30 protein-coding genes, 2 pseudogenes and 3 riboswitches are annotated in these 23729 nt (G+C 40.9%); of the genes and pseudogenes, 16 read left to right on the forward strand and 16 right to left on the reverse strand.

What is annotated here, in order from left to right:
• Positions 1–205: 205 nt before the first annotated feature.
• Positions 206–1885, reverse strand: a complete 1680-nt coding sequence (locus QUF94_RS07150) for a methyl-accepting chemotaxis protein (RefSeq protein ID WP_289315247.1) — start codon at positions 1883–1885, stop codon at positions 206–208.
• Between the two features lie 186 nt (positions 1886–2071).
• Positions 2072–2114, forward strand: a riboswitch (PreQ1 riboswitch).
• A gap of 55 nt (positions 2115–2169) precedes the next feature.
• On the opposite strand from QUF94_RS07150, the gene queC reads away from it, so the two are divergent.
• From queC to queE, 3 genes are read left to right on the forward strand one after another with little or no spacing between them, the layout of a single operon-like run.
• On the forward strand, positions 2170–2835 hold the full coding sequence (queC, locus tag QUF94_RS07155; protein ID WP_289315248.1) for a 7-cyano-7-deazaguanine synthase QueC: 666 nt from the start codon (positions 2170–2172) through the stop codon (positions 2833–2835).
• A complete protein-coding gene (gene queD / locus QUF94_RS07160) occupies positions 2835–3305 on the forward strand; it encodes a 6-carboxytetrahydropterin synthase QueD (protein WP_289315249.1) in 471 nt (156 codons plus the stop codon). The genes queC and queD overlap by 1 nt, the downstream gene beginning before the upstream one ends.
• Complete coding sequence (gene queE / locus QUF94_RS07165) at positions 3298–4026, forward strand: 7-carboxy-7-deazaguanine synthase QueE (RefSeq protein WP_289315250.1); 729 nt, start codon at positions 3298–3300, stop codon at positions 4024–4026. The genes queD and queE overlap by 8 nt, the downstream gene beginning before the upstream one ends.
• A gap of 63 nt (positions 4027–4089) precedes the next feature.
• On the opposite strand, the pseudogene QUF94_RS07170 reads toward queE, so the two are convergent.
• Positions 4090–4437: pseudogene (locus tag QUF94_RS07170) on the reverse strand (DUF4260 domain-containing protein).
• Between the two features lie 53 nt (positions 4438–4490).
• Positions 4491–5060, reverse strand: a complete 570-nt coding sequence (locus QUF94_RS07175; protein ID WP_289315251.1) for a TetR/AcrR family transcriptional regulator — start codon at positions 5058–5060, stop codon at positions 4491–4493.
• A 385-nt stretch (positions 5061–5445) separates the two neighbouring features.
• Between QUF94_RS07175 and QUF94_RS07180 the strand changes: the two genes are divergently transcribed.
• Both QUF94_RS07180 and QUF94_RS07185 read left to right on the forward strand, forming a co-directional pair.
• Positions 5446–5733: a hypothetical protein gene (locus tag QUF94_RS07180; protein ID WP_289315252.1), complete on the forward strand. Its 288-nt coding sequence runs from the start codon at positions 5446–5448 to the stop codon at positions 5731–5733.
• Positions 5734–5779: 46 nt separating this feature from the next.
• Positions 5780–6751: an HD domain-containing protein gene (locus QUF94_RS07185; RefSeq protein WP_289315253.1), complete on the forward strand. Its 972-nt coding sequence runs from the start codon at positions 5780–5782 to the stop codon at positions 6749–6751.
• 196 nt (positions 6752–6947) lie between these two features.
• Here the strand turns inward: QUF94_RS07185 and QUF94_RS07190 are convergent, their stop codons facing one another.
• Both QUF94_RS07190 and QUF94_RS07195 read right to left on the reverse strand, forming a co-directional pair.
• Positions 6948–7388 carry an SRPBCC family protein gene (locus QUF94_RS07190; RefSeq protein WP_289315254.1) on the reverse strand — a complete coding sequence of 147 codons (441 nt, stop codon included), beginning with the start codon at positions 7386–7388 and terminating at the stop codon, positions 6948–6950.
• 6 nt (positions 7389–7394) lie between these two features.
• Positions 7395–7910 (reverse strand): SRPBCC family protein, encoded by a 516-nt coding sequence (locus QUF94_RS07195; protein ID WP_289315255.1) that lies wholly within the window; start codon positions 7908–7910, stop codon positions 7395–7397.
• A gap of 377 nt (positions 7911–8287) precedes the next feature.
• Positions 8288–8330, forward strand: a riboswitch (PreQ1 riboswitch).
• Positions 8331–8381: 51 nt separating this feature from the next.
• Here QUF94_RS07195 and QUF94_RS07200 point away from each other — a divergent pair.
• Both QUF94_RS07200 and QUF94_RS07205 read left to right on the forward strand, forming a co-directional pair.
• Positions 8382–8924, forward strand: a complete 543-nt coding sequence (locus QUF94_RS07200) for a VUT family protein (RefSeq protein WP_289315256.1) — start codon at positions 8382–8384, stop codon at positions 8922–8924.
• Positions 8925–8945: 21 nt separating this feature from the next.
• A complete protein-coding gene (locus tag QUF94_RS07205) occupies positions 8946–9095 on the forward strand; it encodes a hypothetical protein (RefSeq protein ID WP_289315257.1) in 150 nt (49 codons plus the stop codon).
• On the opposite strand, the gene QUF94_RS07210 is transcribed toward QUF94_RS07205, so the two are convergent.
• The 5 genes from QUF94_RS07210 to QUF94_RS07230 all read right to left on the reverse strand — a co-directional run bounded on the left by QUF94_RS07210 (position 9092) and on the right by QUF94_RS07230 (position 10448).
• Positions 9092–9334: a hypothetical protein gene (locus QUF94_RS07210; protein WP_289315258.1), complete on the reverse strand. Its 243-nt coding sequence runs from the start codon at positions 9332–9334 to the stop codon at positions 9092–9094. The two genes, QUF94_RS07205 and QUF94_RS07210, sit on opposite strands and share 4 nt — an antisense overlap.
• Positions 9331–9540, reverse strand: coding sequence for a hypothetical protein (locus QUF94_RS07215; RefSeq protein WP_289315259.1), 210 nt, complete (start codon positions 9538–9540; stop codon positions 9331–9333). Before QUF94_RS07215 ends, QUF94_RS07210 begins: the two co-directional genes overlap by 4 nt.
• A complete protein-coding gene (locus QUF94_RS07220; protein ID WP_289315260.1) occupies positions 9537–9704 on the reverse strand; it encodes a hypothetical protein in 168 nt (55 codons plus the stop codon). The genes QUF94_RS07215 and QUF94_RS07220 overlap by 4 nt, the downstream gene beginning before the upstream one ends.
• Positions 9701–9952: a hypothetical protein gene (locus tag QUF94_RS07225; RefSeq protein WP_289315261.1), complete on the reverse strand. Its 252-nt coding sequence runs from the start codon at positions 9950–9952 to the stop codon at positions 9701–9703. Before QUF94_RS07225 ends, QUF94_RS07220 begins: the two co-directional genes overlap by 4 nt.
• A 175-nt stretch (positions 9953–10127) precedes the next feature.
• Entirely contained in the window at positions 10128–10448 is a 321-nt protein-coding gene (locus QUF94_RS07230; RefSeq protein WP_289315262.1) for a PadR family transcriptional regulator, read from the reverse strand.
• Positions 10449–10756: 308 nt separating this feature from the next.
• Between QUF94_RS07230 and QUF94_RS07235 the strand changes: the two genes are divergently transcribed.
• On the forward strand, positions 10757–11503 hold the full coding sequence (locus QUF94_RS07235; protein WP_289315263.1) for an alpha/beta hydrolase: 747 nt from the start codon (positions 10757–10759) through the stop codon (positions 11501–11503).
• Positions 11504–11676: 173 nt separating this feature from the next.
• Here the strand turns inward: QUF94_RS07235 and QUF94_RS07240 are convergent, their stop codons facing one another.
• Entirely contained in the window at positions 11677–12381 is a 705-nt protein-coding gene (locus QUF94_RS07240) for a DUF421 domain-containing protein (RefSeq protein ID WP_289315264.1), read from the reverse strand.
• 268 nt (positions 12382–12649) lie between these two features.
• Positions 12650–12753, forward strand: a riboswitch (purine riboswitch).
• A 176-nt stretch (positions 12754–12929) separates the two neighbouring features.
• On the opposite strand from QUF94_RS07240, the gene QUF94_RS07245 reads away from it, so the two are divergent.
• Positions 12930–14123: a nucleoside transporter C-terminal domain-containing protein gene (locus tag QUF94_RS07245; protein ID WP_289318309.1), complete on the forward strand. Its 1194-nt coding sequence runs from the start codon at positions 12930–12932 to the stop codon at positions 14121–14123.
• 63 nt (positions 14124–14186) lie between these two features.
• On the opposite strand, the gene QUF94_RS07250 is transcribed toward QUF94_RS07245, so the two are convergent.
• The 3 genes from QUF94_RS07250 to QUF94_RS07260 form a co-directional block, all read right to left on the reverse strand.
• Positions 14187–15326 carry a CAP domain-containing protein gene (locus QUF94_RS07250; RefSeq protein ID WP_289315265.1) on the reverse strand — a complete coding sequence of 380 codons (1140 nt, stop codon included), beginning with the start codon at positions 15324–15326 and terminating at the stop codon, positions 14187–14189.
• Between the two features lie 39 nt (positions 15327–15365).
• Positions 15366–15677 (reverse strand): hypothetical protein, encoded by a 312-nt coding sequence (locus tag QUF94_RS07255; protein ID WP_289315266.1) that lies wholly within the window; start codon positions 15675–15677, stop codon positions 15366–15368.
• Positions 15678–16054: 377 nt separating this feature from the next.
• Positions 16055–16426 (reverse strand): winged helix-turn-helix transcriptional regulator, encoded by a 372-nt coding sequence (locus tag QUF94_RS07260; RefSeq protein WP_063232600.1) that lies wholly within the window; start codon positions 16424–16426, stop codon positions 16055–16057.
• A 188-nt stretch (positions 16427–16614) separates the two neighbouring features.
• Between QUF94_RS07260 and QUF94_RS07265 the strand changes: the two genes are divergently transcribed.
• Positions 16615–17820, forward strand: a complete 1206-nt coding sequence (locus QUF94_RS07265) for an MFS transporter (protein WP_230176687.1) — start codon at positions 16615–16617, stop codon at positions 17818–17820.
• A gap of 193 nt (positions 17821–18013) precedes the next feature.
• The gene (locus QUF94_RS07270; RefSeq protein ID WP_289315267.1) at positions 18014–18856 is read left to right on the forward strand and encodes an aldo/keto reductase; all 843 of its coding nucleotides are present in this window, start codon (positions 18014–18016) and stop codon (positions 18854–18856) included.
• 138 nt (positions 18857–18994) lie between these two features.
• Here QUF94_RS07270 and QUF94_RS07275 read toward each other — a convergent pair whose 3' ends face one another.
• Complete coding sequence (locus QUF94_RS07275) at positions 18995–19438, reverse strand: MarR family winged helix-turn-helix transcriptional regulator (protein WP_289315268.1); 444 nt, start codon at positions 19436–19438, stop codon at positions 18995–18997.
• Between the two features lie 183 nt (positions 19439–19621).
• Between QUF94_RS07275 and QUF94_RS07280 the strand changes: the two genes are divergently transcribed.
• The 4 genes from QUF94_RS07280 to QUF94_RS07295 all read left to right on the forward strand — a co-directional run bounded on the left by QUF94_RS07280 (position 19622) and on the right by QUF94_RS07295 (position 22774).
• A complete protein-coding gene (locus tag QUF94_RS07280; protein WP_289315269.1) occupies positions 19622–20650 on the forward strand; it encodes an NADH:flavin oxidoreductase/NADH oxidase in 1029 nt (342 codons plus the stop codon).
• Between the two features lie 168 nt (positions 20651–20818).
• Positions 20819–21130: a rhodanese-like domain-containing protein gene (locus tag QUF94_RS07285; protein ID WP_148357489.1), complete on the forward strand. Its 312-nt coding sequence runs from the start codon at positions 20819–20821 to the stop codon at positions 21128–21130.
• 310 nt (positions 21131–21440) lie between these two features.
• Complete coding sequence (locus QUF94_RS07290; RefSeq protein WP_289315270.1) at positions 21441–22523, forward strand: tartrate dehydrogenase; 1083 nt, start codon at positions 21441–21443, stop codon at positions 22521–22523.
• A gap of 65 nt (positions 22524–22588) precedes the next feature.
• Positions 22589–22774: a sporulation protein Cse60 gene (locus QUF94_RS07295; protein WP_057913195.1), complete on the forward strand. Its 186-nt coding sequence runs from the start codon at positions 22589–22591 to the stop codon at positions 22772–22774.
• Positions 22775–22935: 161 nt separating this feature from the next.
• Here the strand turns inward: QUF94_RS07295 and QUF94_RS07300 are convergent.
• A pseudogene (locus tag QUF94_RS07300) lies at positions 22936–23202 on the reverse strand (SDR family oxidoreductase); the annotation flags it as partial.
• A 151-nt stretch (positions 23203–23353) separates the two neighbouring features.
• On the opposite strand from QUF94_RS07300, the gene QUF94_RS07305 reads away from it, so the two are divergent.
• Positions 23354–23524: a hypothetical protein gene (locus tag QUF94_RS07305; RefSeq protein ID WP_169803975.1), complete on the forward strand. Its 171-nt coding sequence runs from the start codon at positions 23354–23356 to the stop codon at positions 23522–23524.
• Positions 23525–23729: the final 205 nt, after the last annotated feature.

Raw genomic sequence — 23729 nt, forward strand, 5'->3', positions numbered from 1 at the left:
ATTCCTATAATAATATTTATTATACACTAAATATTCTGAAAATAAACGAAAATATTCACATCTAACCGCTTTTGACGGATTTGTCTTTTGATGAATCATTAATGTGTATAGTGTTTTATTCCCCGAATATACGAAAACGAAACAATTCACATCATGGAGGGAAAATAAGCAATTTCCCGTATTAAGTAACGGGAAATTGCTAGTATCATAATTTGAATTTCTTAACCTGTTCAGTCAGCAGTTCAGCAGACGATGCAAGTTCACTGGCATGATTAGTGATTTCATCCATTGAAGAGCTGGATTGTTGGGCGGAGGCGGAGACTTGTTCGATTCCTGCCGCGGACTCTTCGGAAACGGCTGCGATATCTTCGATAGCCTGATTGATTTTTTTACTATTAGTAGAGATATATTTCAATTCATCTGTAATATGCTGTATTTTCATGCCTATATTCCCGACAGAGTGATTGATTGTTTCAAAGGTTCGTCCAGTGAGCGTAATCTGTTTCGTGCCTTCATCCACTTGTGTATAACCATCTTCCAGGGAGTGGACGACCGTTTTTGAACCTGTTTGTATAGCGGAGACAATATCGGTGATGTCCCCAACCGAGTGTGTGACCTCTTCAGCGAGTTTACGCACTTCAGCTGCGACGACGGCGAAGCCCTTGCCATGTTCACCTGCGCGTGCAGCTTCTATGGCCGCATTCAGCGCCAATAGATTGGTTTGATTGGATATATCCTTGATGACCAGCACAAGCTGCGAGATTTCCTGTGATTGAGAATCGAGTCCTTTCACTTGCTCAACGGCATTTTTGACAATCCCATCTATAATCTCCATTTGTTGGACTGAACTGCGCATTAAAGTGGTGCCCTCCTTAGACAAGGAAAGGATCTCGGTTGAACTTTGAGATACTTCCACTCCTTCAAGATAGGCCTCCACGATCTTGCCTGTGAAATCATCCATCATGCGAACCATTTCAGCTGCCCGGTTGGCTTGTGACTCCGAACCTTCCGAAAGTTCGTACATGGTAGTCGCTATCTGCCTGCTGCCCTGTTGGACTTCATTTGCCGATTGAGTCAGATCCTCGCTTTGGCTGGAAACGGATTCGGATACAACCAGCATTTTTTCGATCGTATCACGAAGGTTTTTCTGCATTTGGTTGGCGGATACCGTTAATTCGCCTATTTCATCCTTGGACTTTTGCTCCAGGGGCTCATGATTCAGCTGCCCATCAGCTATCATTCTCATTCTGTCCCTGATTTTAAGGAGAGGGGTGGTAATGAGGTTGGCAGTCACAAGCGCGAGCAGAAGGCCGATAATGACAGCCGCAATCGAGATGATGATACTTGTCGTCTTGACCGATTTCCCGCTTGCGATCACGCTTTCCCCTGAAGCGACAATCAATTCCTCACGTTCCAAAGTCAGCTCCTTGAGCCCTTCCGTCACTTCATCGTCGACCGGTGCCACTTCATTTTTGAGTATTTCTTTAGCGCGTTCTTCATTTCCTTTATCATATTGAGTATATACCCGGTCTACAATCATCGTCCTCCAATCCACGCTTTTCTCGATCAATTCCTTCGCTTTATCAGAATCGCTTATGGCCAAAAGATCCTCCTGGATGGCCTTGCTATCCTCTGTATATTGTAAAAACCTTTCTTTATAACTCTCGTCGCCATATAAAATATAGGCTCTTGCTAGTGCGGTTCTTTGTGCTAAATTATATAGTAGCTTTTCGTCTTGGATAAGAAGTGGAAGTTCCTCATCAATGATATCCTGAGACTGTTTAAGTGACTTGTTGCTGCTATAAATATTGAATGCTCCTAAGATGATACATAAAGATATGATGAGAGAAAATGCCACCAATATCTTTCCTTTAATGCTTTTCAAATTAATGATCCCCTTTATCGATATTTTATTCACTCTTTTTTATCGGATGAATAATGGGATATTTAAGCAGAAGAGGTGATGATCAAGGTTTCCATTAGGTCTAATTTTCAATAAATATAAACATCTTGATTTCTTTTTGTTTTCAAGTTACTATTGACTTGGAAAAATATTATATTCCGCGTTAAGGCGGAAGAGGTTCTAGCTACCCTCTCAAAAAAACTAAGGAGAAACAGTGCTCTATTCTTAGGGTGCTGTTTTTTTCCGTAAAAAGGAGTTTTATAGAAATGAAGAAGAAAGAAAAGGCAGTGGTTGTGTTTAGCGGAGGGCAGGATAGTACGACGTGCCTGTTCTGGGCGATGGAGAGATATGAGGAAGTGGAAGCGGTAACGTTTGATTATAATCAGCGGCACAGCCTGGAAATCGAATGCGCTCAAAAGATTGCCAATGAATTGGGCGTGAACCATCATATTCTTGACATGTCGCTGCTGAACCAACTGGCACCGAATGCGTTGACAAGAAGTGATATTGCAGTGGAGGACGGAGAAGACGGGGAATTGCCGTCGACGTTCGTACCAGGGAGGAATTTGCTGTTCCTTTCGTTTGCCGGAGTGTTGGCCAGTCAGATTGGCGCTAAACACATTGTCACCGGTGTCTGTGAAACGGATTTCAGCGGATATCCGGACTGCCGTGATGTATTCATCAAATCGTTGAACGTTACCTTGAACTTGTCGATGGACCAGTCATTCGTGATTGATACGCCGCTTATGTGGCTTAATAAAGAGGAAACATGGGAGCTTGCGGATCAGCTCGGAGCGTTCGACTTTGTTCGCGAAAAGACCCTGACATGCTATAACGGAATCATATCCGATGGCTGTGGAGATTGCCCGGCATGTAAGTTGCGGAAAAAAGGACTGGATGACTATGTAAGCAGACGGAAGGTGCTTTCATGATGTACGGTTTTACTATAGTGGATAAACTCCAAAAAATAGATGAAGATATTCAGCGCAGCCAATTGAAATATACCACCAAGAGGGTTCTGGTCAGTAAGGAGTTCACCTTTGACGCAGCGCACCACCTACATGACTATGAAGGAAAATGCAAGAACTTGCATGGCCACACGTATAAGGTCATTTTCGGCTTGAGCGGGTATACGGATTCACGTGGTTTGATGATAGATTTCGGGGACATCAAGAATATATGGAAAAATGAAATTGAAGTCCACCTTGATCATCGTTATTTGAATGAAACCTTGCCACTCATGAATACAACGGCTGAAAATATGGTTGTCTGGATTTATGAAAAAATGGCCGAAGCCCTTTCATTAAAAGATTATGAGGGTGCTAGAGTCGAATTTGTCCGACTATACGAAACGCCGACAAGTTATGCTGAAGCCAGACGGGAGTGGATGGAAAGTGAGTAAACTCCCGGTTATGGAAATCTTCGGACCGACCATCCAAGGTGAGGGAATGGTCATTGGCCAAAAAACCATGTTCGTTCGGACGGCAGGCTGCGATTATTCCTGTGCCTGGTGTGATTCCGCATTTACTTGGGATGGCACCGGTAAGGAAGATACCGTCCAAATGACTGCCGAAGAAATATGGGATGAGCTGAAGCGAATTGGGGGTTCCGGCTTTTCCTTCGTGACGATATCAGGCGGAAACCCGGCACTGCTGAAAAACCTAAATGGCTTGGTAGAAATCTTACATGAAAATAAAATGAAAATAGGTGTGGAAACACAAGGGAGCCGATGGCAGGATTGGTTTCTCGATATTGATGAACTGACCATATCACCTAAGCCGCCGAGCTCAAGAATGAACACGGACTTTACGGTGCTTGACCGAATCATATCGAACCTTGCCAATCGAAACCCTGAAAACCATGTCTCATTGAAAGTTGTCGTCTTTAACGAAGAAGATTACCAGTATGCCAAAAATGTGCATGGCCGTTACCCGGATATTCCGTTTTATCTGCAGGTCGGCAATGATGACAGCACGACGGCTGATGATAATCAATTGATCAGCGGTCTTTTGAAGAAATACGAAGAGTTAATTGATAAAGTGATAGCCGATGATGAATTGAATGATGTGAAAGTGCTGCCCCAGCTGCATACCTATATATGGGGTAACAAGCGAGGCGTGTAAAGAAAAGAGAGCAGGAGGCAGTGTGATGCGTAATCACACTGCCTTTTACATGTGGAAAGCTTCCTATACCTTTTGAAGGTGTGTAGCTTTGAAGGATGATGTGTATTTAAGGCCATACCCAAATAAGCGGTCCATTCCAATATGTGCGGTCCAAATTAAACCAATCATCATACATGCATCCGACTTTAGAAAAACGGCTAGCAAAATCATGAAGATCGACATGGTATAAGTATGGAAAAAGTTATAAACTTTTGCTCCAACTCGTTCATCGATCGAATAGGCCAACATGGAAACATCAGGAGACAAAATCAATAAAAGGAAAATCTACCAGCTGAATTCAAATAACGAATAGACGTAAATCATTGCTAAAAGGACCATGAGTCCTTCGATATGAAGGAATTTCTTTACCATTTTAAAGCCCCCTAAAATTCAATTAACCATTGGTTAATAATATTCATGAAAAATTAGATAATGTTCTTGATGATATTTTTCACGTGAAAATCAGCTAAACCTTTTACATCCGGATAAGATAGATCAGAATTAATATAAAACGTTATGAATCCGTGAAGAGACAGGAAAATGGACCATATGGATGCAGGATTCAGTTTGTTGTCGGTAAGGTCTGTCAAGGACTGGATTAGCTTTTCGTAGGTCTTATTGGAATCGATTTGAAGTAAATGCTGAATTTCTTTTTCCTTGGATAAAAACATGATGGAATAATGATTCTGTTGGGTTAAACCGAACTCTATGAAGCACAATAAAATCTTTTCGATTTTTCGGGAAGGGTCATTTTCCGACATGATGATATCATCGATTAAAATATTTAAGACGGAAAAATCCGTTTTAACCAAACTATAAAATATTTCTGCCTTATTTTTAAAGTGATAATAAATGGCCCCATGGCTGCAATCCAATGATTTAGCCAATTGTCTCATTGAGACGTTCGAATACCCTTCGGTGGCAAAAAGATGTCTAGCTTCATTCAATACCATTTCCCTGGATAATTCTTTACCTGCCGTTTTCCTTGGCGACATTATAGCACCCCCTTATTTATTGACCACTGGTTAATTAGGATGATATCGTACTGATTTTCAAATGTCAAATATTAGACATTCTTCTGAATAAATGTTTTTTTAGTGGACTTTTCCATTGGAAGCAACCGAAATCGCCATCGCCAATAGTAAACCTGAAACCGAAAGGAACACTTGCAGTCTTACGGTTTAAGGGGAGGATAAAGTTGCAAAGGCAGCAGTGGGCGAAGATGCAGAATTCATTTCCAGTTCCCTTAACCAGAAATTTGAATGTCCTTGTAACTGAAAGAAGGAACCCGCTATATATGAGCTTGACTAATTTTTTTAACCAGTTATATCCTTTTATGGTAGTATAAGGTCATATAGATAGCTTGGAAGGGATGAATAAATGAAAAATAAATTCGGTATTTTGTCTTCAATTATCATAGTCTTGACTGCTTTTTTTTTATTCACTAAACCTTATAAAAATAAAACAAAACCTGTAGAAGACATTTTTGAAGTGTATCCGACAGATCAGGTAATAAAAACAAATGAAATGATATTCATAGAGGGTATTGATGAGGTCAATCCAGGGAATATCGATTTGAATGATGAAGAGGAGTTAGAAAAATTGGTAAGGAAGCAATATGAGCAAAATCAAAAGGGGGAAATAATTTTCACAGAAGAAAATCAGTGAAATCACCTGCCTGTAATGAGTAAACTAATGGGGGAGGTGGCAGTTATTGATAGTTTCGGATAGTATCTATGGGAAACACATTGTAGAGGGAGTTCTCGAAGAGTTGATAGTAAGCAAACCGCTCCAAAGATTGAAGGGGATACATCAAGGCGGGGCAAGTTATTTAGTTAATGAGAAGTGGGACGCCACACGGTTTGACCATTCAATAGGTGTGATGCTTTTAATAAAATCGCTTGGTGGGTCATTGGAGGAACAAATCGCGGGCTTGCTGCATGACGTATCCCACACTGCATTCTCACATGTAATTGATTTCGTTCTGGATTGTAAGGATGAAGATTATCATGAAAAAATATATGAACATGTCATTATGGAATCCGAAATCCCCTTAATACTGAAGAGGTATGGATATGAATGTGAAGATATTTTTCAATCAAAATGGGAATTGCTTGAACAGCCAGCACCTGAGTTATGCGCCGATCGGGTAGATTATACTCTCCGGGATATGTATCAATACGGACATATCACACTGGAATCCGTTCATGACTTTCTAAACCATGTAATCATAATTAATGGAAGGATGTATTTGGATAATATTGAATCGGCGGAATGGTTTGTAGAAACGTATTATAGCGAAGTTATTGATTTTTTCATGGACCCACTTAATATATATGGCTATGATATCTTGGCAAAGACCTTAAAATTGGCTTTGGCTAACAACCTGATCAGCCTTGATGACTTACTAGGTACAGATGAAGAAGTCATGTCCTTATTAAGCTCCACTGAAGACCATGAAGTGCAAAATCTGTTAAACCGGATCCATGGTAACGTAAAGCTGAAAGAAGATCAATTGGACTACGATATTCATCTGAAAAATAAAGTGCGGCTCATTGATCCTTCCGTTATTCAAGGAGCCAATTTAGTAAGAGCCTCCAATTTATCGGGAAAAGTCAAGAACATGGGGATTAAAGCCCATAAAAAAGCTTCGAAGGGCATGTATCTAAAAGTGATTTCCGATTGAATTTCGTGTCACAGCATACGGTAAATGAAAAACCCAAGGGTGACATCCATCCTTGAGTTTTTTTCTCCGAATAATACGGAAAAATTAAGAAAATGATATAGTCCAACCAAGACTTGTAAGCCTTCTTTTTTTGAACATCGAAGAAAAAGCCTTTATTTAGTTGGGCATTCCCAACTGCCATTGATTCTTTTAATAACTAAAAAACTATTGACGCTCTCAAATTATTAACGCCATTTTCTAAATAACCCTTTAAACAGGTTAATGTATATACCCAACCTTCTTTTTGTCCTATCATTTTGTTTATTATTTCTGGGTCATCTTCATTCAAACCGGATTCGTTTACTTCGATAATTGTACTCGTATTATCTAACTCTTTAAGTGTGATGGTAACAACCGTTTCTTGATCATTTCCTCCCCACGAAAACACGATTTTCCTATTTTTCTCGACTTCTAAAACATTGACTACCACTTCTGCATCGTATTCGTCATATCTCAATGTAGGCGTCCGGCCTTGTTCCCATCTTTCCGAACTCGATGAGAACCAAAAATTCCCGATTTTTTCAGGGTTCACTATGGCTTCAAACACCTCATTAGTTGGCTTGCCTATTTTAAATTTCGTAGTTATTTGAGTATCCATACTAAATCAACTCTCTTTCAATGTGTTTTTATCGTTTTCCACTAACACCTGATTCTCCCGATCTACATAGATTGGCGGCAAGGTCCGTCCAGTTTCAAGCAAGCTCTTCAGGTTACTTAGAATGGCAGGCCATCCATTATTTAAGCCTTTAAAGGTATTGTCATCGTATACGAAATCTGTCTCCAATAGCTCCTCATGCTTTAGCGTTAACTTCACGGTTGAACCATCCATTGGCTGTAGTTCAAAGGTGACCCGTGTAGGATGGTCGCGAGGGGTTTCGTCTCCTGCCATGTTCCATGTAAACGAGAGCAGGTGCAACGGCTCACACTTATGTACAATACCATGATCAGTAACCCGCCCATCTTGCAGCAAATATTCAACGGTTGAGCCTTCTTGCCAATCAGACTGGACTTGGCATCCGAAATGATACTTTTTCGTGAATTCACCACTCGTCAGGGCTTCCCAAAGCTTCTCTGGAGTGGTTGCGATATAAATAGGATAGACAAACGCCGTTTTTTTCATTATTCTTTTTCCTCCTCGCGTTTATACTTTTGTTATTCCTCTTAAGACCGTGGCCAATTGAGTTTCTTCTTTTACAAGGAAAGACCGTAACATAACTCTATCAATGATTGTCGCTTTTCATATACAGCTGGTCAAGCAGTTTTCTGCGACAAGAATCGGCAAAAGTCCTAAAGTGTTAACAAAGTGGGATGTTCGTATTAATTTCACTACGTACAAAGCTTTGGAAAAATGGATATTGACTTAACGATTCGGCAAGGAAAACCTTGGTTTCGCACCATTCCCAGCGACTAAATCGAAAATACGATGCAACAGGGAAACTTCTTGATTTCCAATCGTTTTCAAGCTACGATAATTAAGGAAAATGATAATCCGCTCGGGCGGAAGAGGTTCTAGCTACCCTCTCAAAAAAACTAAGGGGAACGGTGCTCTTTCTTAGGGTGCTGTTTTTTCTGTATAAGGAGAATGTAAGAAATGTTAAGAATTCTATTGTATTTAGTATCCATCGTCACGGCGAATGTGGTTACGGCAGCTTTTGAGCCATTGCACTTTGGTATGTTCATCATTCCTATGGGTACATTGCTTATCGGGGGAACCTTCATCTTTCGAGATCTGGTCCAAAATAAATTCGGCCGCGCGAAAACCTATATGTGCATCGTTACCGCACTGATTTTATCTGCGTGTGTATCATTTTTATTAGGAGATACATTATTGATTGTATTTGCTTCCGCATTATCTTTCGTGGTGGCAGAAACAGCGGATACCGAGATTTATACCCGGTTAAAGCTCCCGATGAGTTGGAGGGTGTTTTACAGCGGGATCGTTGGAGGATTTTTCGATTCAGTGATATTTGTCGTGATTGGCCTAAGTCCACTGGGTGCCAATATTTTGCCATGGGAAGCTGTACCCGCTGCGGTTATCGGCCAAATCATCGTTAAAACAGTCATTCAGTCAATCGGTGCCACATTGTTGGGCCGAATCAACGTAAGGCTGGAGAAGCGAGTAGTCTCCGGTTGAATGCTAGGAGGGATGCACTCGATGGATGGAACCAAAAGGGAAGAAGACAAATGCTATTGTCTCGAGGCCTTTCGTGAAAAATATGGCCCGCAAGTTCAAGGGGATTGTATGAAGCTCTCCTGCGCCAATTATCGGAAGCATAAAGGAATAGACAAAAAAGGACCTAATTAGGTCCTTTTTTTGCGTGATCGGAGTAACTTACGAGTAAACAGCACGAATTCACGAGTAAATGATCCAAACTCACGAGTAAAACAGCAAAACTCACGAGTAAACGTACGAAACTCACGAGTAAACGTACGAAACTCACGAGTAAACAGCACAAACCCAAGAGTGGCGCACGAACTCACGAGTAAATGACCCAAACTCACGAGTAAAACAGCAAAACTCACGAGTAAACGTACGAAACTCACGAGTAAACAGCACAAACCCAAGAGTGGCGCACGAACTCACGAGTAAATGATCCAAACTCACGAGTAAAACAGCAAAATTCACGAGTAAACGTACGAAACTCACGAGTAAACAGCACAAACCCAAGAGTGGCGCACGAACTCACGAGTAAATGACCCAAACTCACGAGTAAAACAGCAAAACTCACGAGTAAACGTACGAAACTCACGAGTAAACAGCACAAACCCAAGAGTGGCGCAAGAACTCACGAGTAAATGATCCAAACTCCCGAGTAAAACAGCAAAATTCACGAGTAAACGTACGAAACTCCCGAGTAAACAGCACAAACCCAAGAGTTGCGCACGAACTCCCGAGTAAATGACCCAAATTCACGAGTAAAACAGCAAAACTCCCGAGTAAACAGCACAAACCCAAGAGTGGCGCACGAACTCACGAGTAAATGATCCAAACTCACGAGTAAAACAGCAAAACTCCCGAGTAAACGTGCGAAACTCACGAGTAAACAGCACAAATCCAAGAGTGGCGCACGAATTCACGAGTAAATGATCCAAACTCACGAGTAAATGATCTAAACTCACGAGTAAAGCAGCAAAATTCACGAGTAAACGTGCGAAACTCACGAGTAAACAGCACAAACCCAAGAGTGGCGCATGAACTCACGAGTAAATGCTCCAAACTCCCGAGTAAACGTGCAAAATTCACGAGTAAACGTGCGAAATTCACGAGTAAACAGCAAAAAAAGCTTCTTCCACCGTTCCAATCATGGGTGCGGGAAGCTTTTTATCTTGTTTTTGGTCAGAATTGCTCTGCGCTTTTCCGAACTAACTTTTCTAGGGTGAAAAAGCATTTCCGTTTCCGTTCAAGTTCGGTTTGTCCAGTTTCCGTGACATGATAATATTTCCTGCGACTTGATTCGGACTCTTTCCAATGGCCTTCTATGAATTCCTTTTTTTCCAACCGTTTAAGGGCGGGGTAGAGGGTGCCTTCACTGATTTCGTATTTGCCCATGCTCATTTCTCTCAAGATCTTCGTGATTTCATAGCCATATAGCTTTTTTTGTGAAAGAAGTGAAAGCAAAAGGAGGTCAATGCTTCCCTTCATTAGTTCTTTATCCAAATAAAATCGCCTCCTTTTCATTTTAAAAGTGTAATACTTTGTGCATCGTAACACAAGGTGCATTTTACTTTTCTTAAAAAAAATGGTTAAATGACGATTGCTAAATAAAATCAATCATAGTAAAATGTGCTTCGGAACGGATGAGTTGTAAAGCGTGTGGTAAGGATATTATATACATGATTTAATTGTTTTAATGAAAATACGGAATAGGATAGAAGAAATCCCACTCAAGGGGTATTAATTGATTTTTTTTTGAAAATCATTTAGATTCTATTTATCAACAAGAGCAGAAAGAAGGTCCTAGAAAGATGAAAGTGAAAGCACCTGAGTCATTCACATACAGAGGTGGAAATAGAGCTGTTCTTTTACTTCACGGGTTTACCGGAAGTACAGGAGATATGAAGAAATTAGGGAAATACCTGCATGATCGCGACTATACTAGTCACGGGCCTCTTTATAGAGGGCACGGAGTATCAGCCGAGGAACTTGCTAAAACAGGTCCAAAGGAATGGTGGGAAGATGTAGTCAATGGCTATAAATTCCTTAAAGAGGAAGGTTACGAGGAAATTGCTGTTATTGGAATTTCTTTAGGAGGATTGTTCTCATTGAAAGTGGGAATTGAACTTCCTGTAAAAGGCGTAGTTTCAATGTGTGCCCCGACACAAGGAAAAAGTAGCGATCGACAAAAAAACCGCTTGCTCAATTATGCACAGGCCTATAAGAAGTTTCAAGGCAAAGATGCTGACCAAATTGCTGCAGAAGTGAAGCTGTTGGAAGAAGACCCGATGACTTCACTGAAAGATGTGGTGAATGTAATAAATGAGACGGGTGAAAATTTAGATCTAATCACATCACCAACTCTTGTTTTACAAGGGCGCTTGGATGATCCTGACTATACGAATAGTGCTACAGCGATTTTCAATGAAGTCGATACGCAGCATAAACACTTGATATGGTATGAAAACTCTGGTCATATAATCACATTAGGTAAAGAACGTGAGCAGGTTTATGAGGATGTGTACAAGTTCTTAAATACTCTGAATTGGTCGGAGTAATATTTTCTTGAAGGCATGAATGTGATATTATCCCCTTTTAAGTTTGAAAGTGTAAAAGCCGACATTTTATATGTAGGTGTTACACTTCCATCTTGAGGGGATTTTATTTTGGGAAAATCGGGCTGCCAATTAGGGCCTGACTATAATAAGTTATACTCTTAAGCTCCAAGTATTTATTTGTAGAAAAAGACCTTTAAGTTATCGTTATTATCAAGAGTTGCTAATAAAATATCGTTTACATCCGCATGGTATGTTATTTTGATTCTGTTTTTCAGCCATTCTTCGTCTTTTCCGCCTCGATTTAATTCTTTAAAATCAATCTGCCCCTCTTTAATGATCGTTTTGGGAAAAGTGAAGGCATTTGTTGCTAGATGCATATCTGCTGGGGTTACCGCTTCATATTGTGGATCTAAAAACAATGAAATGGTACCACCCGGTTCCCATAGTGCGAGGGACACTTTTTGAATATCTTCGACTTTTTCTTTTCTTAATTCCGATAATAAAAAATCGATGGAGATTCGGGCCCTTGCTAAGCTTTTGTAAATGATTTGTCCATTTTCGATAAGTGGAAAGGGGGCGGAGTCAAAAAACCTTCGGAGTTTGCCCCACTTAAGACCCGTAAACACACTAATTATATATAAAATCACTAAAACAAAGGTCGTAATCATTGAGCCCTTCAAACCTAACTGTTCATCAGACAAAGGGTGGGCAAGAATGTTTCCAATAATTAATGCCATTATGAAATCAAGTAATCTTAACTGGGAAATGGACCGTTGCCCCATCAATTTAACCGAAAAAAGTAAGAAGAAGAAGGATATAATGGCTCTTAAAGTCCACTGAATTGCAGTAAGAGTTTCCTGGCTATTAAAAAAATCCACAAAAAATTCACGTCCTTATTTCCTATAAAGGAGATGTAATAGTTAGTATGATGAATTGAAGCAAGGATTATCACAACTGGGAAGGTTATTTAAAGTCCTCTATAGATGGGGCCGTTTATACTTAAGCCAACTCCTTTATAAGTATTACCCAACATTGGACCCTAGGAGACTTTCTTAACTGTTTTCGAAAAATTTATATTAATATAACAATTGTAAAACGTATTGTAATTGAAAATAAACTGCTTTAAAATGATATCTTTCCTAGAGAAATTCATTTTAAAAATATCCTTGTATAGTATCAGTGACAATGGTCTGATAGTTTCTACCTGGCAGCCGTAATAATGCCGGACTACAAGGAAGTATGAAAATAGAAGAGATGAACAGGTTTATGTTGGTTTCAGTTAAAAAGTTTGATCCAGCATCTAGTGTTTCAATGAAGGCTCTTACTTTTTCACACTTTCTTCCTGCGGCTGAAAGTGTAAAAAGGTAAGGGCTTTTTTATATAAAGAAAATGAATGGGAAATAATATATCCAAAGGGGATGAAAGCATGTATTTCTTATTGAATGTACTAGGTGTTTTAGTTGTAATGGGCATCGTTTACCTTTGTTCACCTAATAAAAGGAACGTTAAGTGGAAAGCCATTCTTACCTTGCTGGTTCTTGAATTGCTTATCACATGGTTCATGTTATCGACTAAAATAGGGGCGTGGGTCATTAATCTGATTGCTTCCTTCTTCACCTGGTTGATTGAATGTGCGAATGAAGGGATTTCTTTTGTCTTTCCTTCATTAATGGCAAATGAACAAGTGGATTTCTTTTTCAGCGCATTGATGCCAATTATTTTCATCATCACGTTTTTTGATGTTTTATCGTATTTCGGTATACTTACCTGGATCATTGACAAAGTGGGATGGCTCATCTCAAAAGTATCCGGTTTGCCAAAACTGGAGAGTTTCTTTTCGATTCAGATGATGTTCCTTGGGAATACCGAGGCACTTGCCGTTCTGCGCCTTCAACTTAGTGCGATTAAAGATCAGCGACTTTTGACATTTGGAATCATGAGCATGAGCAGCATCAGTGGTTCAATCATTGGAGCCTACTTATCAATGGTACCGGCAACCTATGTTTTTGTAGCCATACCCTTGAACTGCTTAAATGCCTTGCTGATCGCTAACATGCTAAATCCTGTCGATGTCAGTAAAGAAGAAGACGTCGTTTATGTACCTTCTAAAGAGGAACGTAAAGATTTCTTTTCCACCATTTCTAACAGTATGCTGGTTGGGGCCAAAATGGTCTTCGTCATCATGGCCATGGTTATCGGTTATGTGGCGTTAACGGCCAGCGTAAACGGCATTTTCGGTTTCTTTGTGGATGGCTTGACCATTCAAAAGATTTTCTCTGTCATTTTCAGTCCATTTGCATTCCTGCTTGGACTATCTGGACATGATGCCATGTACGTCGCTCAATTGATGGGAATCAAGCTTGCCACGAATGAGTTCGTTGCCTTGCTCGATTTAAAAGATAAAGTCAGTACACTGCCTCCGCATACAGTTGCTGTGGCTGTCACTTATCTGACGTCATTTGCCAACTTCAGTACAGTGGGCATGATTTATGGAACATTCAATTCCATCCTCAATGATGAGAAATCGAACATTATCGGAAGGAATGTTTGGAAACTGTTGGTTAGCGGGATGGCTGTTTCCTTGTTAAGTGCCATGGTCGTTGGATTGTTCGTTTGGTGATATTTTATTAAAAACAAGAGAAAAAAAAGCTGTGCAGGTTTCCCCATGCACAGCTTTTTTTGTTTATTTCCTTAAATAGTTCTCCGTATAATATGGTTTTTCTTCACCATCGAAGGCAACTCCGACACCGAGGGATTGAAAATCCTTCTGTAATTTGTTTTCCCGGTGTCCAATGGAATTCATCAGGCCTTCATGGGCAAAGATACTGCTATTTTGACCGGCAGCCAGGTTTTCCCCAGCCATTCGAAAATTGATTTTGTCATCTTCCATCCGGTCGAACGGGGATTCTCCTTCAAGGTTTGTATGGTTGAAGTATTGATTCACGGCCATATCTTTACTGTGATCCTGTGCAGTGACCTTCACTTGTTTATCCCATGAAAGCACGGAGAGATTATGATTGACCCGTGATGCATTGGTCAAATCGAATAATTGATATTCAAAGCCTTTCTTTAACCCGGGGCTGGCTTCAGCAAAATAGCTGCTCTTTTGCTTTTCAAGGTTTGCATCGATGATTTGGATCGATGTGACTGTATTTTTCTCATGTTTGTCGTAAAAAATGGTTACATAGCTCTTATCCATTTCAAACATATCGTATTCCCCATCGCTTCGAATCTGGTAATAGACGTTTCCTTTAAGCAATTTCGTAACAGGCTCCCCCAATTTCCCTGTCACACTTTCTTTAGGGGTACCGCGTTTAATCCCTTCTTTTGAGGAAATCAAATCTTGGTTCGTATATAAACCAACAACTTTATTGTTGGTATCGTAGGCAGCCATGAAAAAGTTTTGATAATTTTCGTGATAGGTGAACCAGTCCACGCCATATTCATTCCGCGTATTCCGCTTTGCTTCACCAGCGAGTTTTTCTACGGCATCCTTCGTGTCGCCTATTTCAATATTACGGACTGAAAAGGATGCATCAGCAGGTGCTTCCAGTGCTGGTTTTTTCACTTTTTCCGATTCCTGCGGTTCTTTTTCCGAAGCGGTATCCAATGTTTTCTTAAGCGAACTTATCAGGTTGCTGACTCCAGCACTCAGTTTTTCCAAGGTAGTTGAAACCTCGGGCCCGTTTATAAAGGTGCGAACATCGGATGCAAAGGAACCAACCCCCGCCTTGAATCCAGACTCCTGAATATCTTTACCATATCCATACCAAAATCCACCGAGTAGGAGTATGAGAACCAGACTATTAAACAATTTCCGCAAATCGTTCACTCCTGCTCTATCTGGGATATAGAATCCCGATTATTGAAAGATCATTTGCAGCACACTTAAAACAGGTGGGGCACATAAAAAAAAGAGTGAACACATGATGAGTATTCGGGATGCCGTTTTTGGAAGCTTTTCCTTCCCTTTTCCCGAATACCAGCCACTGAACTGAAGTTTATTTCTATACCAGACAAACAATAAAATGAGTATCGCTATCGAGCCTAGCCAGCCATACTGATTCATATTAACTCCTATGTTTATATATATGCCGTTTACAATGATCGAAATGATCGATCCGGCTATCCCGAATATTAATATGATGCGTATCAATTCTAATAAGACCCTCATATGTCACACCTTGGTTTCACCATTATATTCATTCGTCTACAAAATAAAAACTTTAAGTGATCAACACTTCCTGCTTGATCAGATAAAAGAGTTTGGATATCAAATGGTATTACATATTATACCAAAAAGTAAGGAAGGAATAAAACGGGTGACTCTTACTAAAGTGAAATTTTATTTACATGCACACCAATTATATATTTGCATTTATGATAAATTAAGGCGGAATGTTTATGGATAAAAAAACTCAGCTAGCTTTAATTCTTATTTTCATACCTCCCGTAGTTAAATTAGGAGAATTCTTTATAAACAAAAAATATGATTGATGGTTCATCAAAAAAAACGGAATCCCTTAGTGGACTCCGTTTTTTTATGTTGAATTACTTCAATTGATCATTCAATACACTTTCCTCGAGAACGGAAAACTTATCACCATACACTCTGGTAATGTGATTTTCCCCCCACGTACATAGTGCGGATAGGATGCTTTCGAGGCTTTGTCCATACTCACTTAGTTCATATTCCACTTTTGGGGGGACTTGGTTATAAACGATCCGATTGATGACACCGTCCTGTTCCAACTCCCGCAATTGTTGGGTCAACATTTTTTGGGTGATGTTTGGCATTAGGCGCTTCAATTCACTAGTCCGCTTTTTTCCGTGGGTCAGATGGCAGAGGATTACGCATTTCCACTTCCCGCCCAGTACTTCCAGTGTCGCTTCAACGGATATATTGTACTTCTTTTTTTGCATGATTTGCATACTCTCCTTATTTTATAGGAACTTTAAGGTACCTATATTACTTTAAAGTACGTACTGTTTTTTATTTGTATTATATCTCATAATAACATTTGTACACCGAATTCCACTGTACCATTTATAAAAAAAGTTGCTAAGGCAATTTCAATGATAGTACAAAACAACAAGAAGGAGAAGAGGATATGATTTCAAATAAAAATAGAAGTACATGGGCATTGCTCGCTTTAGCGATCAGCGCCTTTGCGATTGGAACAACCGAGTTCATCAGCGTGGGATTATTACCGCTCATTTCTAAAGATTTACACATTACAGTCACGACGGCGGGGTTGACGGTATCTCTATACGCCTTGGGGGTCATGTTCGGGGCACCTATCCTTACATCCCTGACATCGAATATGTCGAGAAAGACCTTATTGCTTTGGATCATGGTCGTGTTCATTGCCGGAAATGCATTGGCGGCTTCTGCGACCACGATCAGTGTATTATTGATCGCACGTGTCATTTCAGCGCTTGCACATGGTATCTTCATGTCGATAGGCGCTACGATTGCGGCTGATTTGGTCCCTGAAAACCGCAGGGCAAGTGCCATCGCCATCATGTTCACAGGTCTAACGGTGGCAACGGTGACCGGAGTTCCGTTTGGAACCTTCATCGGGCAGCAATTCGGCTGGAGATTCGCTTTCATCATCATTGTGGCAATCGGCCTGATAGCTTTCATCGGGAATGGCATCCTTGTCCCATCCGATTTAAGAAAAGCTGCACGGACCACGTTCCGTGACCAAATCAAATTGGTGACAAATGGCCGATTGCTGTTAGTATTCATCATTACAGCGTTAGGATACGGAGGTACATTCGTTGTCTTCACGTACCTGTCGCCATTACTTCAGGAAGTAACAGGGTTTAAAGAAGGAACTGTGGCCTTGATTTTGCTAGTATATGGAGTAGCCATAGCGATAGGGAATACTCTCGGCGGGAAATTGGCCAATCGCAATCCTATTAATGCCCTATTCTATATGTTTCTTATACAAGCCATTGTACTGGTGGTCTTGACCTTCACGGCACCGTTTAAGATAGCTGGTTTAATTACGATCATTTTAATGGGATTGTTTGCATTCATGAATGTTCCAGGGCTTCAAGTCTATGTCGTCATGTTAGCGGAGCGTTTCGTGCCGAGTGCAGTGGACGTGGCGTCAGCCATCAATATTGCCGCCTTCAATGCGGGAATCGCCATTGGTGCCTACTTAGGAGGGGTGATTACCGATTCGATCGGACTGATCCATACAGCGTGGATAGGTGGAGTCATGGTGTTTGCAGCAGTGATTTTAACAGGCTTGAGCCGGGCCTTGGAAAGTAAAGACCGTACCAAGGGAACTGACAAAATAGCATAGGAATGAAAAAGTGATGCATGTTAGAAAAAGCATGTTCCATTTCTTGAAAAGCGTATAGAGTATCAAAACCCTAGTATCATTGCATCCCTTCAGCGAATGTGGAAGGTTCCTTGAAGGGATGTAATGATACTGATACTTAAGCGCATTACAATCTATAAAAACAATGAAGAAAAAATTTGGAGGTAGAGTGATAATGGTGAAACATTTACAAGATACAACAACGTTGCATAACGGCGTTAAAATGCCTTGGTTCGGATTGGGCGTATTTAAAGTGGAAGAAGGACCTGAGCTGGTAAATGCAGTTAAAGTGGCCATTAAACATGGTTATCGCAGTATCGATACGGCTGCCATTTATGAAAATGAAGAAGGGGTTGGACAAGGGATCCGTGAGGGATTGAAAGAAGCTGGAATCTCCAGGGAAGAATTATTCGTAACATCAAAAGTCTGGAATGCTGATTTGGGATATGAATCAACAATCGCGGCTTACGAAAAAAGCTTAAAGAAACTTGGCTTGGAGTACTTGGATTTATATCTTATCCATTGGCCAGTGGAAGGGAAATATAAAGAAGCTTGGAGAGCGTTGGAAACTCTTTATAAAGAAGGAAAAGTGAAAGCGATCGGTGTGAGCAATTTCCAGATTCACCATCTTGAAGATTTAATGAAAGATGCAGAAGTGAAGCCGATGGTCAATCAAGTAGAATGCCATCCGCGTTTAACTCAAAAAGAAGTTCAGGCATTTTGTAAGGAACAAGGAATACAACTTGAAGCATGGTCTCCTTTGATGCAAGGTGAACTGCTGGATAATGAAGTATTACAAGCAATTGCGACCAACCATGGCAAGTCTGTTGCACAAGTCATTTTACGCTGGGATTTACAAAATGGGATTGTAACGATTCCAAAATCCACTAAAGAACATCGCATTGTAGAAAACTCATCTGTATTCGATTTTGAATTGACGGAAGAAGAAATGAACCAAATTGATGGATTGAATCAAAATCACCGTGTAGGTCCAGATCCTGATAATTTCGACTTTTAATCATGTAAGAAGGAGAGAGACAGACCTATCCGTCTTTCTCCTTTTTTTACTGGATATCCGCATTGGAGGGGATGGACATGCAAAAAAGGCCTCAAATTGAATCGGGCACAAAATTTCACATCATACATCGCCACTGATTCATTCATTCTCCTGGAGACCGCTTTTTGCATCCACGAATAGTTTCAGTGCTGTGTCAATATCACTGTTTTTTAAGGACTTTTCCAATGTTTCATTAACGGTATCGAGGATTTCCTGAAGCCTTACCTCACCGCGGTCCGTTATGATCGCACACACACCGCGACGGTCGTCTTCATATCCAAGCCTTTGGATGACACCGCAGCTTTTATTTTCCATTCTAACAGACAGCCTGGACATCGCACTTTGGCTTAATCCGACCAATTGCTGCAATTCGAGGAGCCTCAGTTTTTTTTCTGGTGTTTTCGATAAAAATAATAGAACATAAAATTCGTTTAAAGTCGTTTGGTGTCTTGCTTGCAGCATTCGATCAAGCTCATTGGAGAGCTCGGCATGAACACGTGTAAACGATAGCCATGTATTGATAAGGTTCTGTTCACTGGACATTTATATTCGCCTTCCTCTGCTTACTTCCATTAAATATAACACATATTAACTGAAGTGTACCAACAGACGATAGCGTTTACAATGACAGCTTCGGGTGTTACGGGGAATCTGATTAGTTGACACAGTATTATCCAGATGATATAAATGCATGTGCATGCATTATATAAAAAAGGAGATAAAAATATGAAAGATTTATTTTCACCTTATCGCATAAATGAACTTGAACTTAAAAATAGGATCGTCATGCCTCCGATGTGCCAATACTCCGTCGAAGCGGAAGATGGTATCCCGACAAACTGGCATCAGCAGCATTATGTAAGCAGGGCAGTTGGCGGCACGGGATTAATTATAGTGGAAATGACCGATGTAGAGCCTGATGGACGTATTTCGAATCGCGATCTTGGATTATGGTCCGACGATCAAATTGATGCTTTCTCCAAAATCGTTAAGGAAGTACATCAATACGGAGCAAAAATCGGGATACAAATTGCCCATGCAGGACGTAAAGCGCAAGATGCCGAAACTCCGGTAGCACCATCGGCCATAGCATTTGATGAAACGTTTAAAACACCAAGAGCTTTAGAAACGGAAGAAGTAAAGGAAATGGTCGATAAATTCCGTGCTTCCGTCAGAAGGGCTGTTCAAGCAGGATTTGACGTAATTGAATTACATGGTGCACACGGGTATTTAATCCACCAATTCACATCACCGCTTACGAATAAACGTGAAGACGAATACGGAAAAGACCTGACCAAATTTGGAGTGGAAGTCATTAAAGCAGTGAAAAGCGAAATGCCTGCCGACATGCCTTTAATCATGCGCATTTCTGCAAAGGAATACGTTGAAGGTGGATATGGTCTTGAAGAAAGCATTGCATTTTCAAAAGTCTTTAAAGAAGCAGGCGTGGATATGTTCCATGTAAGCTCTGGAGGAGAAGGCCCGATTGGAGCAGACGGAAGACCTGGTACGCATGCCAGCTATCAAACGCCGTTGGCCAGGGAAATCAAAAAAGCTTTGGATATTCCGGTGATTGCTGTAGGCCGATTAGATGATCCGATTCTTGCAAATTCAATCATTGGTAATGAAGAAGCGGATTTGGTTGCCGTCGGCAGAGGAATGCTGCGAAACCCTTATTGGGCACTTGAAGCGTCTAAAGCTTTGAATAAAGAAACGGAGATCCCTAAACAATATCAACTGGCATTCAAGCATTGATACAAATTTATTCCTTAAAACGCCGGCGAATATTATATTCGCTGGCGTTTTTAGTTGGACTCAAATTATCGAGGGGGAAATTTCATCAGGGGATCCATTACGTGATGTTTATCTGGAAATTTTGTTATAATGAATAAGATAAATCAAACTTAATTCGAGGTGCTAATTATGGAAGAAATCAAAATCATTACAACTGAAGAAGTGGAAGCCAAGCTTGAGGCAGGCGAAGCGATGGAACTTGTCGATGTTCGTGAAGACGAAGAAGTGCAAGAGGGAATGATCGAAGGCGCGAAGCATATTCGCATGAATGATATCCCGGAAAATCTTGACTATTTTGATAAAGAAAAAGAATATATTTTTATCTGCCGTTCTGGACGCCGCAGTGAAAATGTATGCCATTATCTTCAGGAACAAGGATATAAAGTGGCAAACATGGTTGGCGGAATGCTTGAGTGGGACGGCGAAGTCATCGTTAAGTGAAGTTTTTCAAAAAAACCTGTTACTTTTGTAAGCGAAAATCCAAGAATGTGACGACATATTTAAATGAAGAAAGAAAAAAGATCGCGGTTTGTTCACAATGCCGTGAATATGCGGAAAGACGCGCATTTTTGAAGGCGTGAAAAAAAAGGGTCCTTTCATCATGAAAGGGCTTTTTTTTCTGCATTATGGACATTTTCGATAAAACTTTGCCGTTCACCTGTACGCGTTCCATTAGGGCCTGGGAAGCATACGTTATATGTTAAAATTAGGTTGTTGAAATCAGAAAATATAGAAAAAGGAGAGTTGAAGAATGAATGTCCATAAAATAGCGGTCATTGCGGGTGACGGTATAGGTCCTGAGGTGATTAATGAAGGTGTGAAGGTCCTTAAAGAAGTGGCTGGAATTGCCGGGGATTTTTCTTTCGAGTTCACATATTTTCCATGGGGCTGTGAATATTATCTTGAGCACGGCAAAATGCTGCCCGACGACGGACTGGAACAACTGATGAAGTTTGATGCCGTGTATCTTGGGGCGGTGGGTTATCCTGGTGTCCCGGATCATATTTCATTACGTGAACTCCTGCTGAAAATCAGAAAGCAATTTGACCAATATGTGAATGTTCGACCAGTAAAATTGCTTCAAGGTGCACCTTGTCCATTAAAAGACGTGACTCGTGACCAAATCGATATGGTTGTCATCCGTGAAAACAGTGAAGGGGAATATTCCGGTGCCGGTGATTGGCTTTTTAAAGGCAAGCCAGAAGAAGTCGTACTGCAGACTGGGGTCTTTTCACGAAAAGGAACGGAGAGAATCATCCGTTATGCGTATGAACTGGCGCGTAAGACAGGAAGGACGCTAACGAGTATAAGCAAGGCGAACGCATTGAATTATTCAATGGTCTTTTGGGATCAGGTTTTTGAAGAAGTCGGACAGGAGTATCCGGATGTAGAAACGAATTCCTATCTGGTCGATGCGGCGAGCATGTTTTTTGTCAAACAGCCCGAACGATTTCAAATCGTTGTCACTTCCAATTTGTTTGGTGACATCATCACGGATTTAGGTGCAGCCATTGCAGGGGGGATGGGTCTGGCAGCGGGAGCCAATTTAAACCCGGAACGGATTTATCCTTCAATGTTCGAACCGATTCATGGCTCAGCCCCGGATATTGCACATCAAGGCATCGCCAATCCACTTGCGGCCATATGGTCCGCCAGTCAGATTCTCGATTTCTTCGGGCATGAGGATTGGGGAGCAAAAGTGTTGGACGTGATCGAACGGGTGATGGTCGATAAAAAGTCGCTGACACCCGATATGGGCGGGGTAGCCTCTACAGAAGAAGTCGGGGATGAAGTGGTTGCATTATTATCCGCTTTACAAAAAAACCGAGTATAATCCTCATGAAAAATGGGCATCCTGCACAATAACTATCATTATAGTAAAAGGGCAGGGGAAAGCCGATGATTCAAGTTAAATTATTCGATTATGAGCATGAAAAGGATCTAGAGGATGAAATGAACGTTTTCTTGGAAGACATCCGTGATAATCAAATCGTCGATATCAAGTACAATGTCGCCACTACAGGTGAAGAGGAAGAGGAACAGATTTACTGTTTTAGTGCGATGATCATCTATAAGAAAAAATAAAGGGGGCTTTGCCCTACCTTTATCCGTACATATAATCAACATTAGACTACCTATTGCTGCAAGGCGGGCAAAACAAGGTAGTCTTTTTCCATGAATGCAAGAAAGTGGACTCCCAAAACCTCTTGAGTTTCAGGGAAGGGAGAATTATTCGGTGTGGAAAGTTAGGATGATGTAGCTTCCCCGCCGTTGACATGAAGTGTTTGTCCTGTCACAAAACGGGAATCATCGGAAGCGAGATAGACAAAGGTGGGAGCCAGTTCGAATGGCTGACCATGACGCTCCATCGGGTTATCGACCTGTGTCACTTAGTCTGCCGAGAAACTTGCCGGGATGAGGGGTGTCCAAAACCTTCCGGGCGCAATGGCGTTCACCCGTATGCCTTGATCGATAAGACTGTTTGCCAAGGCACGAGTAAAATCAATGTTGGCCATGGGGAGCCCTCCTAAAAAAGAATTTAGTCGGATTACTTTATGTCGATCAGGTAAATGCCGTGCATGAAGAACATGTTTGGGTACGGGCTCGTTGCCGTGCAGTTTCGAATATGCTGAAGGGGAGAAAAAAGTTTTTGGAGGCCTCTATATGCCCTATTATTATAGTGAAGAAGTGAAGTTGCTATTGGTCGAACAATCCGATGAAAAAGTGGAGTTGTTATATGATTCCAACCCAAATACCTTTGAATTGCCCCTCATAGGACCAAGACCGCCCTATTATTATAACCCGCGCTATGTGCCGTATTATCCTGTGATTTAGGTACGTGCATCAAAAAGGAAAATGCATTTAAGAACGGAGTCTGCTGAATTGGGCTGCCTTGGTCTTTTGATGAGTGGACTTGAAGCAGCCTCAGTTCGACTTCCCAATCAAAAAAGATAGTAGGTATAAATTAGGAAAAACCAATTAAATTACTCTATGAATTTTACAAACACAGAGATAATGGGTAAAGTTAAACATAATACAT

This window comes from Peribacillus sp. NJ4, from assembly GCF_030348345.1.
Taxonomy (GTDB): domain Bacteria; phylum Bacillota; class Bacilli; order Bacillales; family DSM-1321; genus Peribacillus.

Coding starts and splice junctions, on each gene's coding strand:
- queC (WP_289315248.1), top strand. CDS start 2,170: ATGAAGAAGAAAGAAAAGGCAGTGGTTGTGTTTAGCGGAGGGCAGGAT.
- queD (WP_289315249.1), top strand. CDS start 2,835: ATGTACGGTTTTACTATAGTGGATAAACTCCAAAAAATAGATGAAGAT.
- QUF94_RS07175 (WP_289315251.1), bottom strand. CDS start 5,060: ATGTCGCCAAGGAAAACGGCAGGTAAAGAATTATCCAGGGAAATGGTA.
- QUF94_RS07180 (WP_289315252.1), top strand. CDS start 5,446: ATGAAAAATAAATTCGGTATTTTGTCTTCAATTATCATAGTCTTGACT.
- QUF94_RS07190 (WP_289315254.1), bottom strand. CDS start 7,388: ATGGATACTCAAATAACTACGAAATTTAAAATAGGCAAGCCAACTAAT.
- QUF94_RS07195 (WP_289315255.1), bottom strand. CDS start 7,910: ATGAAAAAAACGGCGTTTGTCTATCCTATTTATATCGCAACCACTCCA.
- QUF94_RS07200 (WP_289315256.1), top strand. CDS start 8,382: ATGTTAAGAATTCTATTGTATTTAGTATCCATCGTCACGGCGAATGTG.
- QUF94_RS07205 (WP_289315257.1), top strand. CDS start 8,946: ATGGATGGAACCAAAAGGGAAGAAGACAAATGCTATTGTCTCGAGGCC.
- QUF94_RS07235 (WP_289315263.1), top strand. CDS start 10,757: ATGAAAGTGAAAGCACCTGAGTCATTCACATACAGAGGTGGAAATAGA.
- QUF94_RS07245 (WP_289318309.1), top strand. CDS start 12,930: ATGTATTTCTTATTGAATGTACTAGGTGTTTTAGTTGTAATGGGCATC.
- QUF94_RS07255 (WP_289315266.1), bottom strand. CDS start 15,677: ATGAGGGTCTTATTAGAATTGATACGCATCATATTAATATTCGGGATA.
- QUF94_RS07260 (WP_063232600.1), bottom strand. CDS start 16,426: ATGCAAAAAAAGAAGTACAATATATCCGTTGAAGCGACACTGGAAGTA.
- QUF94_RS07265 (WP_230176687.1), top strand. CDS start 16,615: ATGATTTCAAATAAAAATAGAAGTACATGGGCATTGCTCGCTTTAGCG.
- QUF94_RS07270 (WP_289315267.1), top strand. CDS start 18,014: ATGGTGAAACATTTACAAGATACAACAACGTTGCATAACGGCGTTAAA.
- QUF94_RS07275 (WP_289315268.1), bottom strand. CDS start 19,438: ATGTCCAGTGAACAGAACCTTATCAATACATGGCTATCGTTTACACGT.
- QUF94_RS07280 (WP_289315269.1), top strand. CDS start 19,622: ATGAAAGATTTATTTTCACCTTATCGCATAAATGAACTTGAACTTAAA.
- QUF94_RS07285 (WP_148357489.1), top strand. CDS start 20,819: ATGGAAGAAATCAAAATCATTACAACTGAAGAAGTGGAAGCCAAGCTT.
- QUF94_RS07290 (WP_289315270.1), top strand. CDS start 21,441: ATGAATGTCCATAAAATAGCGGTCATTGCGGGTGACGGTATAGGTCCT.
- QUF94_RS07295 (WP_057913195.1), top strand. CDS start 22,589: ATGATTCAAGTTAAATTATTCGATTATGAGCATGAAAAGGATCTAGAG.
- QUF94_RS07305 (WP_169803975.1), top strand. CDS start 23,354: ATGCCCTATTATTATAGTGAAGAAGTGAAGTTGCTATTGGTCGAACAA.